The 15938-nt window shown below is 55.3% G+C and carries 17 protein-coding genes and 1 pseudogene; 13 read left to right on the top strand and 5 right to left on the bottom strand.

Annotation, left to right across the window (positions count from 1 at the left end; translation table 11 throughout):
- Positions 1-246: 246 nt before the first annotated feature.
- The 4 genes from BLV81_RS02735 to BLV81_RS02725 all read left to right on the top strand — a co-directional run bounded on the left by BLV81_RS02735 (position 247) and on the right by BLV81_RS02725 (position 3420).
- Complete coding sequence (locus BLV81_RS02735) at positions 247-708, top strand: universal stress protein (protein WP_092352148.1); 462 nt, start codon at positions 247-249, stop codon at positions 706-708.
- 19 nt (positions 709-727) lie between these two features.
- Positions 728-1228: a DUF1269 domain-containing family protein gene (locus BLV81_RS02730; RefSeq protein WP_092352146.1), complete on the top strand. Its 501-nt coding sequence runs from the start codon at positions 728-730 to the stop codon at positions 1226-1228.
- A 510-nt stretch (positions 1229-1738) separates the two neighbouring features.
- Positions 1739-2041, top strand: a complete 303-nt coding sequence (locus BLV81_RS23460) for a hypothetical protein (RefSeq protein WP_143036255.1) — start codon at positions 1739-1741, stop codon at positions 2039-2041.
- 503 nt (positions 2042-2544) lie between these two features.
- Entirely contained in the window at positions 2545-3420 is an 876-nt protein-coding gene (locus BLV81_RS02725; RefSeq protein WP_143036254.1) for a hypothetical protein, read from the top strand.
- An 83-nt stretch (positions 3421-3503) separates the two neighbouring features.
- Here BLV81_RS02725 and BLV81_RS02720 read toward each other — a convergent pair whose 3' ends face one another.
- Both BLV81_RS02720 and BLV81_RS02715 read right to left on the bottom strand, forming a co-directional pair.
- Positions 3504-4103, bottom strand: a complete 600-nt coding sequence (locus BLV81_RS02720) for a type II secretion system protein N (RefSeq protein ID WP_176992716.1) — start codon at positions 4101-4103, stop codon at positions 3504-3506.
- A gap of 78 nt (positions 4104-4181) precedes the next feature.
- A complete protein-coding gene (locus BLV81_RS02715) occupies positions 4182-4385 on the bottom strand; it encodes a CopG family transcriptional regulator (protein WP_092352140.1) in 204 nt (67 codons plus the stop codon).
- Positions 4386-4871: 486 nt separating this feature from the next.
- On the opposite strand from BLV81_RS02715, the gene BLV81_RS02710 reads away from it, so the two are divergent.
- Positions 4872-5234 (top strand): hypothetical protein, encoded by a 363-nt coding sequence (locus tag BLV81_RS02710; protein ID WP_143036253.1) that lies wholly within the window; start codon positions 4872-4874, stop codon positions 5232-5234.
- 45 nt (positions 5235-5279) lie between these two features.
- Here BLV81_RS02710 and BLV81_RS02705 read toward each other — a convergent pair whose 3' ends face one another.
- Positions 5280-6026 carry a hypothetical protein gene (locus BLV81_RS02705; protein WP_143036252.1) on the bottom strand — a complete coding sequence of 249 codons (747 nt, stop codon included), beginning with the start codon at positions 6024-6026 and terminating at the stop codon, positions 5280-5282.
- A gap of 440 nt (positions 6027-6466) precedes the next feature.
- Between BLV81_RS02705 and BLV81_RS24140 the strand changes: the two genes are divergently transcribed.
- A complete protein-coding gene (locus tag BLV81_RS24140; protein WP_255364890.1) occupies positions 6467-6595 on the top strand; it encodes a hypothetical protein in 129 nt (42 codons plus the stop codon).
- Between the two features lie 9 nt (positions 6596-6604).
- Positions 6605-7354: pseudogene (locus BLV81_RS02700) on the top strand (YoaK family protein); the annotation flags it as partial.
- Between the two features lie 74 nt (positions 7355-7428).
- On the opposite strand, the gene BLV81_RS02695 reads toward BLV81_RS02700, so the two are convergent.
- The gene (locus BLV81_RS02695) at positions 7429-7629 is read right to left on the bottom strand and encodes a CopG family transcriptional regulator (protein WP_092352132.1); all 201 of its coding nucleotides are present in this window, start codon (positions 7627-7629) and stop codon (positions 7429-7431) included.
- Positions 7630-7855: 226 nt separating this feature from the next.
- Here BLV81_RS02695 and hyfB point away from each other — a divergent pair, with 226 nt between their 5' ends.
- From hyfB to BLV81_RS02665, 6 genes are read left to right on the top strand one after another with little or no spacing between them, the layout of a single operon-like run.
- Positions 7856-9865 (top strand): hydrogenase 4 subunit B, encoded by a 2010-nt coding sequence (hyfB, locus tag BLV81_RS02690; protein ID WP_092352130.1) that lies wholly within the window; start codon positions 7856-7858, stop codon positions 9863-9865.
- Positions 9862-10812: a respiratory chain complex I subunit 1 family protein gene (locus tag BLV81_RS02685; protein ID WP_092352129.1), complete on the top strand. Its 951-nt coding sequence runs from the start codon at positions 9862-9864 to the stop codon at positions 10810-10812. Before hyfB ends, BLV81_RS02685 begins: the two co-directional genes overlap by 4 nt.
- Position 10813: 1 nt before the next feature.
- A complete protein-coding gene (locus BLV81_RS02680) occupies positions 10814-11473 on the top strand; it encodes a formate hydrogenlyase (RefSeq protein ID WP_092352127.1) in 660 nt (219 codons plus the stop codon).
- Between the two features lies 1 nt (position 11474).
- Positions 11475-12932, top strand: coding sequence for a hydrogenase 4 subunit F (locus BLV81_RS02675; protein ID WP_092352125.1), 1458 nt, complete (start codon positions 11475-11477; stop codon positions 12930-12932).
- A complete protein-coding gene (locus tag BLV81_RS02670; protein ID WP_092352123.1) occupies positions 12933-14492 on the top strand; it encodes a hydrogenase large subunit in 1560 nt (519 codons plus the stop codon). It begins immediately after the preceding gene.
- A complete protein-coding gene (locus tag BLV81_RS02665) occupies positions 14492-15004 on the top strand; it encodes an NADH-quinone oxidoreductase subunit B family protein (RefSeq protein ID WP_092352121.1) in 513 nt (170 codons plus the stop codon). Before BLV81_RS02670 ends, BLV81_RS02665 begins: the two co-directional genes overlap by 1 nt.
- Positions 15005-15014: 10 nt before the next feature.
- Here the strand turns inward: BLV81_RS02665 and BLV81_RS02660 are convergent, their stop codons facing one another.
- Positions 15015-15887, bottom strand: coding sequence for a fused MFS/spermidine synthase (locus BLV81_RS02660; RefSeq protein ID WP_092352119.1), 873 nt, complete (start codon positions 15885-15887; stop codon positions 15015-15017).
- Between the last annotated feature and the right edge of the window lie 51 nt (positions 15888-15938).

The raw sequence follows: 15938 nt of genomic DNA, 5'->3' as shown, positions 1-15938 counted from the left end.
CTAGAGTAACAATCTCGCGGTAAAACAACTTGATTCAGATCAAGTATTCATTGCGTAGATCCTATCTGGCGTGGATACGGCGATTCCCATGGAGCAAGCAGATCGGCCTGATTTTGATACAGGTCAAATGGCTCGCTGCCCGCTTCTATACCATTCGATGTGCTTTCCTCGGAGCTTGTCAGAAAGTGCGATGGCATATTTTCCAAGCTTGCTTGTTTTACTCAATTGACATTCAGGACATCGATTATGTACACCAATATCTTAGTTCCAGTCGACGGCAGCCCGACTTCAGACTGCGCGGTAGCTGAAGCCGCAAAACTTGCTGCAATCTGTTCCGCGCATGTGCGCCTGCTGCATGTGCTTGATATGGCTGCGTACAGCAGCGGTTTCGAGCAGGCCGAAGTCTATATCAGCCAGATTCGCCCCCTTGCGCTGACAGCAGCTGAAGATTTGCTCGCCCGTGGGCGAACTACCCTGGAAGCGGCCAAAGTTGCGGTTGACACTGAGCTGCGGGAAAGCATCGGTGGACGCGTAGCCACGATAATCGTTGAACGCGCAACGGCTTGGGGCGCCGATGTAATCGTGATGGGAACACATGGCCGCCGTGGTCTGGAGCGCTTGATGATGGGCAGCGATGCAGAACTGGTGGCTCGCACTTCGCCTATGCCGGTGCTGCTGGTCAAATCTACAGAACATTCTTCCGTCTGACATTCTCCAAGGACCGATCATGAAAAAAGAACATTCGCCAGCCTATATATTCGGCACGCACGAGGCCGCCGAGCAGGCGATCCGGGCGCTGGGCCAGGCCGGCTTCGATGTCAGGAAATTGTCGTTGCTCGGCAAGGGCTATCACAGTGAGGAGCATCCGGTCGGGTTTCGCACCGTAGGCGAAAGAATCAGGTCCTGGGGTGGGGTGGGGGCTTTGTTTGGCGGTGCGTGGGGCTTGTTGCTGGCCCCGACCGTCTTTTTCTTTTTGCCGGGATTAGGTCTGATGGCGACGGCCGGGCCTTTGGTATCGGCGCTGGTTGGCGCATTTGAAGGTGCGCTGTTTGTGGGCGGCGCTTCAGCCTTGGGCGCAGCGTTAACCGATAGCGGCGTAGCGGAGGATCAGGTGATCGAATACGAGACAGCCTTGAAGGCGGACAAATACCTGCTGATCGTGCATGGCAGCGCCGAAGAGTTGGCTCAGGCAGCTAATGTTTTGGCTGACATCGCGACTACAGTGTAACGCTAAAACAAGATCGGGGATTTCAGTAGGTATGGCGGAAGATGCTCGGTGGACTCTATGGCGATTGCCAAGCCCTTTATGTGAGGAACAATCCAGGGCTCAACACCCCGCAAACCTGCATGAACCCCGATATTCTGCATTCAAATTCTCTGTCGAATTTTGACAAAAACGTCACGTAACCGTTCGGATCTTCTGGCATCCACTGGCAAATTTTGACAAGATTCGTGCTCAAACATTGATCAATCCATTCTGAGCGATAGCTAGAATAAATTCCTGACGCAGCATTGTTAGGTATACTTCGCCGATGGAAAAACAATATGGAGTCCTCTATTGTTCCCAGGGCCGATTCTCGCAAGCTGTCAAGAGGATTGTGGGAAATGCAAGCTCTTGTCAACCGGCAAGCGTCACTGTTGTTCGATCAACGAAAACAGGCAAGGACGCTGAGTGGCCGGCGGTTGAGGCAGCTTCCTTGCACTCGCTTACGCGTGCAACAGCAAGGCAGTTTGCGGCATGACGCGGCGGGATGCTCGCTTCACTGCGAAAATTCCGGCCACGGCAGTGGACGAGTGGCGTCGAAAAGCTGGATTTTCTTCCGGCGCTTCTAAGCTGGCCACATTTCCGCACTCTCAAGCCAAAGATTTCCGCGCAGACCATCTCAGCTGCGCCAGCCTGCCATTCCATGAGGACTTCGGGGAATCGGCGGGCTATTCCGCATTGGTAAACGATGCAATTCCAGCGAAGGAATTGATGGCAGCAGGGCCATCGATCAAGCCAAATATCACAACAGAAGAAAGGAGGTCACGAATAAAATAATTCCCGACATTTACGCTCAGTAGCCTTGATGCCCGTGCCGCCCATAGTCTGCGTTGTTCGGTGGCGCTAGCGCGCTCCTGTTTTCACGGATCAGAGTACTTTTGGGTCGCGCCTGGGTTCGCATGCGCGCCGGAGCTGTACGTGTTCGCGCATCGGGCAGGGAATATATGCTATCTGGTCGACCAGCTTCAGGGTCGATTCAGGCCTCGCAATAAATTCCGATTTATCGCCCGCAGCCGCGCAAGACTTTTTTCAGGTTTTTTCTTGTTCGCCAAGAAACCAGCCGTTTCTTGGTCGAATGATGCTGCCCGTTCGGACATGAATCAAGCAGCGATGGTTCACGCTGACCCGAATTCGGCGTATCCGATGATGCCCGCGGTGGGAAGGGGCTCGCATTGGACGCGGCGATCAAAGGTTGCAAATAATAAATTCTTTCTTAATCTTATGGAATTGTAATGTATAAATTGAAATCTGTCATTGTCATTTTAGGAGCCATGCTCGGTATGGCTATGCAAGGCGAAGCAAATGCATGGGGATCTTGGAAGCAGGCGCCAGCGCCGACTACAACGACTACCACCACCACTACCACCGCAGTCAATTACACCTATCCGCAAATGTACGGCGTGACCATTGACGACATATCGGGATTGACTGACACGACCACCGCTCTGTCCAAACTGGCGAAGAAGCCGACCGCCCGCATTGTGTTCGACGAATGGCAGCCTGCATCCGGCTACCGTAGCGCGACCGTGGCGATCAACAAAGTCAGTTATGTGATGGGTGAGATCCTTGACTCGTCGGCGATGGATCAATACACCGTTCAGCAATACCTGAGCCGCACCAGCGAGTACACGGCAGCCCTTGGCGACGTGGTGAACATCTGGGAAATCGGCAACGAAATCAATGGCGAATGGCTGGGCAATAACGCCGACGTGGTCGCCAAGATGACCGGTGCTTACGATATGGTCAAAGGGCAGGGCAAGGTTGCCGCTCTGACGTTGTACTACAATCAGGACTGCTGGTCCAATCCAGCGAACGAGATGTTCACCTGGGCGAACGCGAATATTCCGGCGCGCATGAAAACCGGGCTGGACTACGTGCTGGTCAGCTATTACGAAGAGGACTGCAACGGCTTGGTTCCGGATTGGAATGCAGTGTTTACGAAGCTGTCGGCCATGTTTCCAAACTCAAAAGTCGGGTTTGGCGAAACCGGCACTACTACTACCAACAAGGCTGCCTACCTGACGCGTTACTACACCTTGAAGCCACCGGTAAAGAATTATATCGGCGGCTATTTCTGGTGGTATGGCAAAGAAGACTTGGTGCCGTACACGCAACCGCTGTGGTCGACATTGAATAACGTGTTGTCGGGCAGCTGATAACAGGGCGCTTGACTCTTTGGTGCCTTGCGGCAGTCCGCAAGGCACCTTGGCTTTGGCGATCCGCTACAACAAAAAAACGACTAGCGGCCGGCATGATGCGGCCTGCCGGGCCGTGTCGCAGGCGCCGCAGCCGGGGTTGCCGGCGCTACAGGTATGGCTGGCTGCTCCCCAGCCGCAGGCGCCACGGGGGGGATTGCCGACGCCACAGGCAGGGCCGTCTGCTCCCTAGGTGGAATCGCAGGCAGAAGCGCCGGCGCCATTTCCAGTTTGGTCTCGGCATGCTCGGGCAGGATTAACCGCTTGAGAATGCCGCCTTCCGACAACAGCACATAGGTCTTATGCACTTCCTTGATGCTAGTCCCCGGCCCCACTTCTTTGCCAACCCGGACCACTTGCGCGGGCTGGCCCTCAGCGCTCAGGATAACCACGCTTTCCACGGCATTTTGCGCCACCACCACGCCCATCAGCCGGTAATTGCTGGCCGCCACGCTTCCATGACCGCCAAACAATCCTGCCGCCTGGGAAATATCGATCTGTGGCGCCTCTGCTTGCGGCGGTGGCGCAAGCGCACGTGGCGGCGGCCTGACCAGCTCCATGACCCAGTATGCGACACAGGCACTTAGCAGCATGAATAAAGCCAGACTGACGAGCCCGGGCAAACGCGCGATATGGCGGCGCATATTTTTGCCGATCATTCTGTTGAAATAGCCACCCATGTTCCCATTGCCCCCTGGGAGTGAATTTACGCGAGCGCAGCCCTAGTCTTTGTCCTGCGCCTTGAGATTGGCGCCGAGAAGTTGGCTCTTCGTACTGTAGTTCACGCCATGCCGCTCAAGGTAGTCGCGAATAAGTTGGCGAACGACTTGGGATGGCGTCAGGTCTTGCGCAGCGCACAGGTCTTCAAACGCCTTCTTCTTCACGGGATCGATCAGCACGGTTAAACGAGCTGTTTTAACTTCCATGGTTCCACCTTGTGTTGAAGTGGGAAATATTATCATCTAATTATAATTTGATATTTTGAGATTGTCGTCCAACGTTTTGCTGCATGGCTTGCAGCCTGGCTTTTCAGCCAAAGTGGCAGATGTCCTGGCGCCATCGTCTATGCGTAAACTGCCTACCTGATTTGAGCGTATCCGGCACTTCGCAGTGCAAGCCTGAGTGCCGGTTTGCCCTTCCAAAATCGGCGCTGGCAGGCCCGGAGGGCATTGCAAATACATGGTGAAATAATTGCAAGAACGTGTCACAAATCCACTATATTGATAAATAGAAGGCGGTGTGCGCGGTACATCATGGGATTCTCAGAGTTTGTGATCTAAGGCTTGTTCGTGGCGTTCGAACTGTTTGGCGGTTGTTTTGCCACTACTTTCGCGCCAGGCCATGGATCTGCCAGCGATCTTGGATCATCCATCCGCCGCCTGGAATAGGTCGTCCATTTTATGAGGTTCGTCATGGAATTCCGAGAGGTAGTGGTGTATGCGGTGTTCGTTGCGCTCGGATTGGTGGTGATATTCTGGGCAACGTATCTTGGCAGCGGCCAGACCGGAAACCTGGGTCTGGAGGCAATGGATATCAACGAAACCGAATCGGATGCGCCCCTATCTTCATCGTTCCGCTTTGAACATGCGGATGCCATGACCGAAGTGATAGGCAGTTATATGGGGACGCAGATTTACCGTTATGCCGCCATACACGGGGTTGACTACCAGTTCGATCACATTTTCCCGCCTAAAGGGGAAATCCAGGAGGACCGGCGTGCATGTTGCCTGGCGCCCGGATTAATCTACCTGCCGGTGCCTTACCCCAAAGAGTAATTCAACTCAACGGGATGGATGTCCACAAGAATAGGGCGCGTTCCACTACCACCAGCGTTCCGACCTGCGCTTGGCGGGCCGGTGCAGCGTTGGCGATTTCTCGGTTTTCCAATACACACCGCCCATCAGTTGCGCTGCTTCCACTGCGTCCTCGTTCAGCTGATTGGTGGCCACATGATCCAACTCTCCGTCGGCGCCGACGATCCGAAACAATTTCACCGGATGGTCGCCCGGAAAGCTTTTGAGTTTGACCACTTTACCGTGCCGCAAAGCGTCAGCGCCAAAGACAACGCTCTTCACGGATTTGTATTTATCCGCTCCGTCGCCGTCGTCGGCCAGGCGATTATTTCTGATCGGGCACCAGTACGCTTTACCGTAACGGTCTATGAGCAGCATGAGCGCTTCCGTTGCGTACCACCGCTTCATCAGCACGGTTGAAAACGGTGTTGCCTTATTGCGTATTGCCTTGTTTAGCATGTCCCGCACATGATCAAGTGTGGTCTTGCCATCTTTATCCGAGGCAAGTACTCGATGATCCAGCACCCAACATACCTGGCTAATCGGGTTGATGTAGATGCAATTGATTATTTCGCTCGCGTTGGATGGGGAATTTATGTTGCCGTCGCCGTGCGCCATGGCGGCGCCGAAAGTATATTTTTTTTGGGTAACCGTGAGATCAAAGACGATCAAGCCGTTCGCATGGGATGCCAATTTAGGTTCGGGTGCTTTCCAAGCCAGGCGGGGTGTTTCCCACGCGCGTAGAAAAGTAGCCAGGTTCCGTATTTTTTCCAATTTCCGCTCCCGTCTGATACCAGTGCCGGCCATCCCGACACGCTTGTCCGCTTTGACGCATTCAGAAAATGCCAGGCCGAGCGCCGGCCATTTACCCTTTTGCCATGTGTGCGGGTTGAAGGGGAGCGTCAGATCCCATATGCATACCGCATTTTATCACTCTTAAATGTAAGTATGATTACAATGTAATGATAATAAATGTTGTTGTAATTGCGCATTAAAAGCATGAAAAATTAAGACGTCAAGCCGAGGAAATAACACGCAATCAACAGTGGATGATAATATAATGCACATATTAAGCGAATGTTCCGACCTGGATTGACGGTGGGCATGCAGATGTAGTCCACGTTAATTAACGCGTCGGTCAGCCCATCTGCCACCAGCATCGCGGCCGCCCATTCGTACTGACATTGATGTTGTCCCTACTAGGATTAATGCGCATGAGCCGCGTTATCAAGTGCATCCCGGTCACGGTGATCGCTCTGAATGCTGAAGGTGCCCGCACCATTGCCCGGGCATGCCTGTGGCGGATTTTTTTCGATCCGTTGACAGCGCAGGCGGAGGAATAGCGATCAATTATGGCCATCTATTTCTTGCGCCGTTTAACCGGTAGAAAACGCAGCGTTGAAGCCAATGAACATCTCGGATTGACGCTGGCCTTTGTGGCGGGCGCCACGAATGCGGGGGGATTTTTGGCGGTACGCCAATATACGTCGCACATGTCCGGCATCATTGCCGCCATGTCGGACGACCTGGCTTTGGGCAATGTGTCTCTGGCACTTGCCGGCTTGGGGGCCGTGCTGTCGTTCCTTGCCGGGGCCGCCTGTTCGGCAATCCTGATCAACTGGGCACGTCGCAAGCGACTGCATAGCGAATATGCATCATCCCTGCTATTGGAAGCGTTTCTGCTGCTGTGTTTCGGGCTGCTCGGCGCCAATTTGTCCTTGCACATGGGATTATTCATTCCCGTCACCGTGATGCTGCTGTGCTTCATCATGGGGCTGCAAAATGCCATCATCACCAAGATTTCCAAGGCCGAAATACGCACCACCCATGTGACCGGATTGGTGACCGACATCGGCATTGAATTGGGCAAACTGTTTTACTGGAACATGGAGAGAGAGCGGCCGAGCAAGCCGATGGTGTTGGCAAATCGAAAGCGGCTAAAGCTGCTATTGCTATTGCTGTCGATGTTTTTTGTGGGCGGCGTTGCCGGCGGGATGAGTTTCAAGCACATCGGATTCATGTCGACGGTGCCGCTCGCATTTTTGCTGTTGATCCTTGCTGCCGTTCCGATTCTGGATGACGTATTCATGCGTTTGCACAGGATCAGAAAACGCGCCTAGCCGCCATTTGATCGCCAACTGTCCTGGCGACGACGGTCACGCGGCCAACATCTGGCTCATGCTGCTGGCAGACTGGCCTCTTTGTCGGCAATACGGCTCTTCGTGCTGTAGTCAACGCCATAGCGCGTCATGTATTCGCGCATGAGCTGGCGCACGACTTGAGACGGCGTTAGATCTTGTCCTGCGCACAGTTCCTCAAAGGCTTTTTTCTTAATGGGATCCACGAGCACGGTGAGTCGAGCTGTTTTGTTTTCCATGGTTATACTCTATGATAGTTGCAGTGATTACATTATAATGTGATTATAATTGGATGCATTAACATTTCGCGTTTCTGTTGTATTCAGTCGAGTGTGGCGCCGTTCAGTCACCGGGCGCATCAATCTGCGTCATTGTGCTGGATGCACTGGTCAATACCAAGCCAAATATTATACGTTCATCGCTGCGTTGCGCATCGGAAGTGACGAACAGAGGTGAGGAGCAGCAGTGGCAGACTTGCTTGCGATAGACTACATACTACTGATCGTAGCCGGGTGGCTTGTGATTGGCGCCTGTGGCCTATTCGTCATGAAACGCACTGCGATTGTGGCCCATCTGCTGTTTCCGCTTGGCGCTGTGCTCGGGGTGATGCTGGGCATCGTTGGTTTGCTCAGCTGTTTTGGCTCGCCACAAATCGCCATCCTCTCGTTGGGCCTACCCGGTTTGCCGTTTCATCTGCGGCTCGACAGTTTATCTTCCTATTTTCTCGTCGTTCTCGGCATGGTTAGTACGGGCGTTTCTCTTTTTTCTGCCGGCTATTTCCGGCACGGCGAGGGGACGCCGCCAGGGCTCTTATGCCTTGAATATCATACCTGCCTTGCCAGCATGGCGTTGTTGTTGATTGCTGACGACGCGTACGTGTTCATGGTCGCATGGGAAACGATGACCTTGTCGGCCACGCTACTGGTGATCGCCAATCATCGCCTGCCCGAAGTACGCTACGCGGGCTTTCTATACTTGCTGATATCGCATATCGGCGCGCTCGCACTGTTGCTGTGCTTCGGCCTGCTGCAAGCCAATACCGGCGACTACACCTTTGCCAACATGCGCCTTCAGCATGTGGAACTATTTTGGGCATCGATTGCTTTCTTTCTTGCGCTATTCGGATTCGGGGCCAAGGCAGGGATATTGCCATTGCATGTCTGGCTGCCGGAAGCGCACCCGGCAGCGCCATCGCCGATCTCTGCGCTGATGAGTGCCTTTGTGTTGAAGACCGGGATTTACGGCGTGCTGCGGGTCACGTTCGATCTGCTGCATATTCAAGTGTGGTGGTGGGGCGGGGTGGCGTTGGCGGTCGGCCTGGCCACTGCCTTGTTCGGCGTCGTGCTCTCCGCGGTCCAAACCGATATGAAGCGCCTGCTTGCCTATTCGTCGATTGAAAATGTCGGGCTGATCTTTGCCGGCATCGGCTTGGCGCTGCTATTTCGCGCCTATGGCATGACCAGCCTGGCTGCACTGTCGCTGACGGCAGCGCTCTATCATGTAGCCAGCCACGCCGCGTTCAAATGCCTGCTTTTCCTCGGCACCGGCACCGTGCTGCATGCGACCGGCGAGCGCAATCTCGGACGATTAGGGGGGCTCATGCGCTTCATGCCCTGGACCGGATGGGCGGTACTGATCGGGGCGCTGGCCGCTGCCGGCCTGCCGCCGCTGGGCGGCTTTGTCTCCGAATGGCTGCTGTTGCAAAGTTTCTTGTTTACCCCGGGATTGCCCAATTCATTTCTGAACATGCTTATTCCTATCGTTGCTGCGGTGATTGCCTTGGTGGGCGCCTTGGCCGGTTACGTGATGGTCAAGTTCTTCGGGATTATTTTTCTCGGTCAACCTCGCGAGCAAAAACTGAACCAGGCGCACGACGCCGACCGCTGGGAATGTCTCAGTTTTGGATGGCTGGTCGCGGTCTGCCTGTTTGTTGGTTTGTTCCCGGTTCAAATGGTGACAGTGCTTAGCCAGGTCACGCACCTCCTGGTCGGCGAAGGCATCGCCACCACCGTCGCCAAGAACGGCTGGTTGCTGCTGGCGCCGGTCGCCCCGCAGCGCGCGAGTTACACGCCCGCAGTGTTTATGATGATGCTGATTGTGTGCTGCCTGCTAGCCTATTTGCTGGTACGGCGCTTCTATCATGGCCGCTTCAGGCGCGCTGCGCCCTGGGGCTGCGGATACCCTTTTCAAAGCGCGCGCATGCAAGATACCGCGGAAGGTTTTGGTCAGCCGATTCGCGAGATTTTTGGCCCGTTTTTTAGAATGACGCGCGAATTGCCGACAGCATTTGATAAAGCGCCGCACTACAGGGTAACGATTGAAGATCCATTTTGGCCGTGGCTATATCGTCCGATCGCCGCCGGCGCCGAACGCATTGCGCGCGTCGTCGGCATGCTGCAGCACGGCCGCATCGCGGTGTACCTGGTCTACAGCTTCCTGACGTTACTGCTGTTGCTGCTGGTGGTGACGCTATGATCACCGCCGTCGGTTTTGTCTCGCAATGCCTGGAAATTCTGTTGGCGCTGGCCGCAGCGCCGCTATTGACGGGATGGGTTAACCAGTGTCGGGCATGGCTGCAAAATAAATCCGCTCCTCCTCTCCTGCAGCAGTATCGCATGCTGCATAAACTGTTCCATAAAGAGTCGGTGCTGGCTGAACACGCCACCGCATTGTTTCGTCTCGCCCCCTACATCGTGTTCGGCTGCATGACACTGGCCTGTGGCATCATCCCGACGCTATCGACCAACTTGCCTCTGTCTCCCGCCGCCGACGCTATTGCATTGGTTGGATTGCTCGCCTTGGCACGCGTTTTCATCTCGCTGGCGGCCATGGATATCGGTACCGCTTTCGGCACCATGGGAGCTCGGCGCGAGATGCTGGTGGGTTTCCTGGCGGAACCGGCACTGCTGATGGTGTTGTTTTCGGCATCCCTGATTACGCAGTCGACCCTGTTGACGAGCATCGTCGACACTCTGGTGCATCGGGAGCTGGCGATTTACCCCAGCATGGCCTTCGCCGGTGTGGCGTTTACGATGATCTCGCTGGCAGAAAACGCCCGCATACCGGTCGACAATCCGGCGACGCACCTGGAACTGACCATGATTCATGAGGCCTTGCTGCTCGAATACTCGGGCCGGCATCTCGCACTCATGGAGTGGGCTGCCAGCCTCAAATTGTTTGCCTATTCATGCATCGGCATCGCCATCTTTTTCCCTTGGGGAATCGCCGACGCCAACCACACATTCGCGTTGCTCCTGTCGCTGCCGATCCTGGCGGTGAAGCTTGCCATTGGCGGCGCCTTGCTGGCGCTGATCGAAATGAGCAGCGCCAAGATGCGTATTTTCCGGGTGCCGGAATTCCTGACGACAGCGTTTTTGCTGGCGGTCATCGGCATGCTCGTGCATTTCCTGCTGGGAGCCTAAGATGACGCATTTCGCCGTACAACTCATCAACATGCTGGCCGCCACGCTGCTGATGCTCAATTTCGCCATGCTCAGCCAGCGCAGGATTCTGTCCTTGATTCGCCTCTATACCTTGCATGGGGCGACCCTGGTCACGTCCGCTCTGGTGGTGGCATTCATCACGCATGATAACGACCTCTACTTTTCCGCCGCATTGACCTTGCTGCTGAAAGTGATATTCATCCCGTGGATACTGCATCGGCTGATACTGCGTCTGGACGTCAAATGGGACGTCGAACCGCTGATCAATATTCCCACCACGATGCTGATTGGGATTGTGCTGGTGATTATCGCGTTCAATCTCGCATTGCCCATCGCCAGGTTATCTTCCTCCGTCGCGCGCGGCACCCTCGGCATTGCGCTGGCCTGCATCCTTCTGTCCCTGATGATGATGATCACCCGCTCCAAGGCGGTACCGCAGGTGATTGGCTTTCTCGCCATGGAGAATAGTCTGTTTTTCGCCGCGACAGCAGCAACCAACGGCATGCCGATGATCGTCGAACTCGGCATTGCACTCGACATTCTGGTCGGCATTTTGATACTCGGAGTATTCATGTTCCAGATCCGCGAGCAATTCGACAATCTCGACATCCATAATCTGGAAAGTTTGAAAGAAGACTGACATGTATCCATTGCTGATCGTCCTGCTCACCCCCTTGCTTGGCGGCGTCACGCTAGGCCTGGCCGGTCAGCGCGATGCGGCGCCGGAAATCAATGTCGGATTCAGCCTGACGACCTTTGCCGCGGCAGTCGTGCTGACGGCAAACATCATCGCCAGCGGCCCCGCGTTCGCGTTTGGGAAATTGTTTTTTATCGATCCGCTCAACGTCTTCCTCGTCACCTTGACGGCCTTCGTCGGTTTGACGACATCTTTGTTTTCGCGACCATACATGCGCATCGAACGCGATCACGGCAAGATGACGCCAAATCGCATGCGCTTGTACCACAGCATGTACCAGCTGTTCATGTTCACCATGCTGCTTGCGCTGATGACCAATAACATGGGCATCTTGTGGGTGGCGATGGAAGGCGCGACCCTGGCGACCGTTCTGCTGGTGAGCGTGTATCGCACCGCGGCGAGCCTGGAGGCCGCCTGGAAATATTTCATTTTGTGCGGGGTCGGCATCGCACTGGCGCTGTTCGGCACGATACTTCTGTACCTGGCTGCCGATCGTCAACTAGGCGGCGACACCGACGCCTTGTTGTGGACTAATTTGAATAGCGTGAAGACGCAGCTCGAACCAGCCATCATGTCGCTCGCATTCGTATTCCTGCTGGTGGGCTACGGCACCAAGATGGGGTTGGTGCCGTTGCATAGCTGGCTGCCCGACGCCCATGCTGAAGGGCCGACACCGATCTCGGCGGTGCTGTCGGGCCTTTTGCTCAATGTCGCACTCTATGCGGTGCTGCGCTTCAAAGTGCTGGCGGACGGCGCCTTGCACAACGGCATGCCTGGCAAGTTGCTGGTCGGCTTCGGCTTGCTTTCGGTGCTGGTCGCGACGTTTTCCTTGTCGCGGCAAAAGGATGTCAAGCGCATGTTTTCTTACTCGTCGATCGAGCATATCGGGCTCATGACTTTTGCATTTGGTATCGGCGGCCCCATCGCGACCTACGCCGGATTGCTGCACATGACGGTACATTCACTGGTGAAATCGGCCATTTTCTTTACCGTCGGCCATGCAACACAGAAAGCCGGCACCCAGGTCATGGATAATATCCGCGGCTTGGTAAAAGTCAGTCCGACCGTCGGCTGGGGCATGCTATTGGGAGCGCTCGCGATCCTCGGCATGCCGCCGTTTGGGGTGTTCGCCAGCGAATTCCTGATCGTGACCACCGCCATGCGCGAATTGCCATGGGCGACGCCGATACTCCTATTGGCCTTGGGCGTCGCGTTTGCCGCGATTTTTTCTCGTGTGAAGGAAATGGTCTTTGGCGAAACGACCGCGAAACCGTTGCCGCACTCGCCGGCGCTGTTACCTGTCTTTATTCATCTTGGCCTGGCGCTCATGCTTGGCTTGTATATCCCGCCCTACCTGAACGGCTGGTTTCGACAGGCAGTCGATATGATTGTGGAGCGATGAATGGACATTGAAGCGCTTGTCGCACGATATGCGGTCCCCTTTACCGCGCTGCCGGGAATGGCGCCCGTGTGCACTGCGGATGTCGGCGCGCAGGATTGGCTGCATATTGCAAGCATCATTCGTGCAGAAGGAGGGCGGCTGCTTTCGCTTTGGGGTACGGACAAACGACCGCTGGCCGATCAATGGATCATGTCGGCTGCGTATTGCGTCGCAGAGGGCGTGCTTTGGCTTCGGTTAGTGGTGAGCGAACAGGACGGATATCCCGACCTTTCCGGCGTGTTTCCTGGCGCGCTGCGGATGCAGCGCGCCGCGTTCGACCTGTTGGGCTTGCGCGCAAACGGGGCAGATGATCTTCGCCCCTGGATTCAGCATGGGCGCTGGCCTAAGGATTATTTTCCGCTGCGCCAACCGTTCTCTGGCCAGGAACAATTCAACTCGCCTCTGGAAAATTATGCGTTTGTGACGGTAGCCGGTGACGGCGTCCATGAAATCGCCGTAGGCCCGATTCATGCAGGCATTATCGAGCCCGGCCATTTTCGGTTCTCGGTCGTCGGCGAAAAGGTATTGCGCCTGGAACAACGCCTTGGCTATACGCATAAAGGCGTAGATAAACTTTTTACGCAGCGCCAGCTCGCCAATGGCTATCAGCTTGCCGGCCGGATCTCCGGTGATTCCACGGTGGCCTTTGCATGGGCATATTGCATGGCGGCCGAGGCTGCCACGGCATGCCAGATTCCACCGCGCGCCCAATGGCTGCGTGCGCTGCTGCTGGAGCGCGAGCGGATTGCCAATCACCTGGGCGATTTGGGGGCGATCGGAAACGATGCCGGTTTTGTGCTGGGCCAAGCGCAGTTTACGATGTTGAAAGAGGAGTGGGTCCGCTTGAACGCCCAGCTGTTTGGACACCGTTTCATGATGGATCGCATTATTCCCGGAGGGACCGCGATGGATCTTGATGCGGATGGCGTCAACTTGATCATGGCCCAATGCGAATACATTGAGACGAAAGTCCAGGCGCTTCGGCTTATCTACGAGGAGCATGCCGGCTTGCAGGATCGTTTTATTTCCTCTGGACGCGTGTTGCCAAAACTGGCAGCGGAACTTGGTTTGTGCGGACTGGCTGGACGGGCCAGCGGCCAGGCATGGGACCTGCGGTCCTCCGATCATGCCATCGCACCCTACACGGCGTTGAATCTTCGCATGGCAACACATCGCGATGGCGATGTTGCTGCACGCGTATATGTGCGGTTCGAAGAAATCATCGAGTCGCTGCGGCTGCTACGGGAAATGCTGCGCCAATTACCATATGGCGCTGTCACAGCCGCTTTGCCCGAGCCCGTAACCGATGGGGTAGGCGCAGGCTGGGTGGAGGGATGGCGCGGCGCTGTTTTTGTAGCGCTGGAGCATGATGCCCAAGGAAACATTCTCCGCTGCCACTGCCATGATCCCTCCTGGCAGAACTGGCCCGTGCTGGAACATGCCATCATGGGCAATATCGTTCCGGATTTTCCGCTCATTAACAAATCCTTCAACCTCAGCTATTCAGGACATGACCTCTGATGTGGCTACTTCTCAAGCAAATCGCGCGCGCCGGCATTCCGGCAGAAGCAGCGCCCGGCGCCAACGATGCATGGCGAACACAGCGTGAACAACTTCATACGGACATTCTCCGTACTCTTGGCCGCGCGCTATGCATTCGCGCAGTCGATGCCGGCTCATGCAATGGCTGTGAACTGGAAATTCACGCGCTGAGCAACCCCTATTACAACATCGAGGGGCTGGGTATTAAATTTGTCGCCAGTCCGCGTCATGCAGATATGTTGTTAGTCACCGGCCCGGTGACAAAAAATATGGAAGCAGCACTGTTGCAAACCTATGACGCCACGCCCCATCCAAAACTGGTTGTCGCCATTGGAGAATGCGCTTGTAGCGGTGGAATTTTTGGTGAGAATTACGCCACATGCGGTCGCGTCGCCAATGTCATTCCGGTCGACGTGACTGTCGCCGGCTGCCCGCCGGCGCCGGTCGACATTCTTCGGGGCATATTGACGGCGGTATCGACGCGAGCATGACGAATGTGAGCTACTCCTCCTCGATGCCTGAATAATCAGCTTGCATGAAGGCGCCGAGCATGTCTGCCCCCGCAATCAACTCAAAATCAGACCTGCTTTTACCGCAGGCAGTCTGTAATCGATCAACCAGGTCACAAAATGCGAGCTTGTGGCGCAGGTCGTGTTGTGTCGCGCGCTTTGCAAGTACAGAACGGAACATGGCGTCATCCAGGCTTTTGACCGAAAAGACAATGCGATTGAAACTGCCACTCGCACTACACCACCATAAGCGCCAATCAAAGACGGCATAGAGCCGCTTCATCATGGGAACCAGATCGGCAGCATCTCCCCACAAATTCGATACCAGAACGCCATCTCGATCCAATGCGGCGTGGCATAGTTGATAAAAATCCTCGGTGCTGAGCGACGGCGCCAGACCGTCGGCAGCATAACCGTCGTGCAAGATGACGTCCGCTCTTTCTTCCATTGCAGTCAGATAGTCGGCAGCATCCGCATGGATGACTTGAAAGCGCTCGTCGTCGTCAGGAATGGCGAATTTTTCTCGCAACGCGATGACATCGCTCTCCAGTTCAAGCACGGTTATGCGGGTTGTCGGCAATTTGCGATAGCAGTATTTGGCAAGGGAGCCGCCACCCAATCCAATCATCACGACGTGCCGGGGCTGTGGATGAAACAGCAAGAACGCCATCATTGCCCGCGTGTAACTGAGCATCAGTTGGTCCGGGGCTGAAATGCTCATCGCGCTTTGAATGAATCTTCCATCGAAATGCAGAGTGCGCATATCTTCATGGTCGAAAACGAAAGGTTTTCCCTTGCTTTTATACAGCACCTCTTCGAAACGGCCGAGAAGGGTCATGTTGTCATCACTACGCGAATTTTTCATATGGGAGATCTGATAAATGTCAGCGCATTCTTAGAGCGCTGAGCGGAAGCA

This window comes from Collimonas sp. OK242 (assembly GCF_900107095.1).
Classification (GTDB): Bacteria; Pseudomonadota; Gammaproteobacteria; order Burkholderiales; family Burkholderiaceae_D; genus Collimonas.
This window is presented reverse-complemented; position numbering and strand designations above follow the sequence as displayed.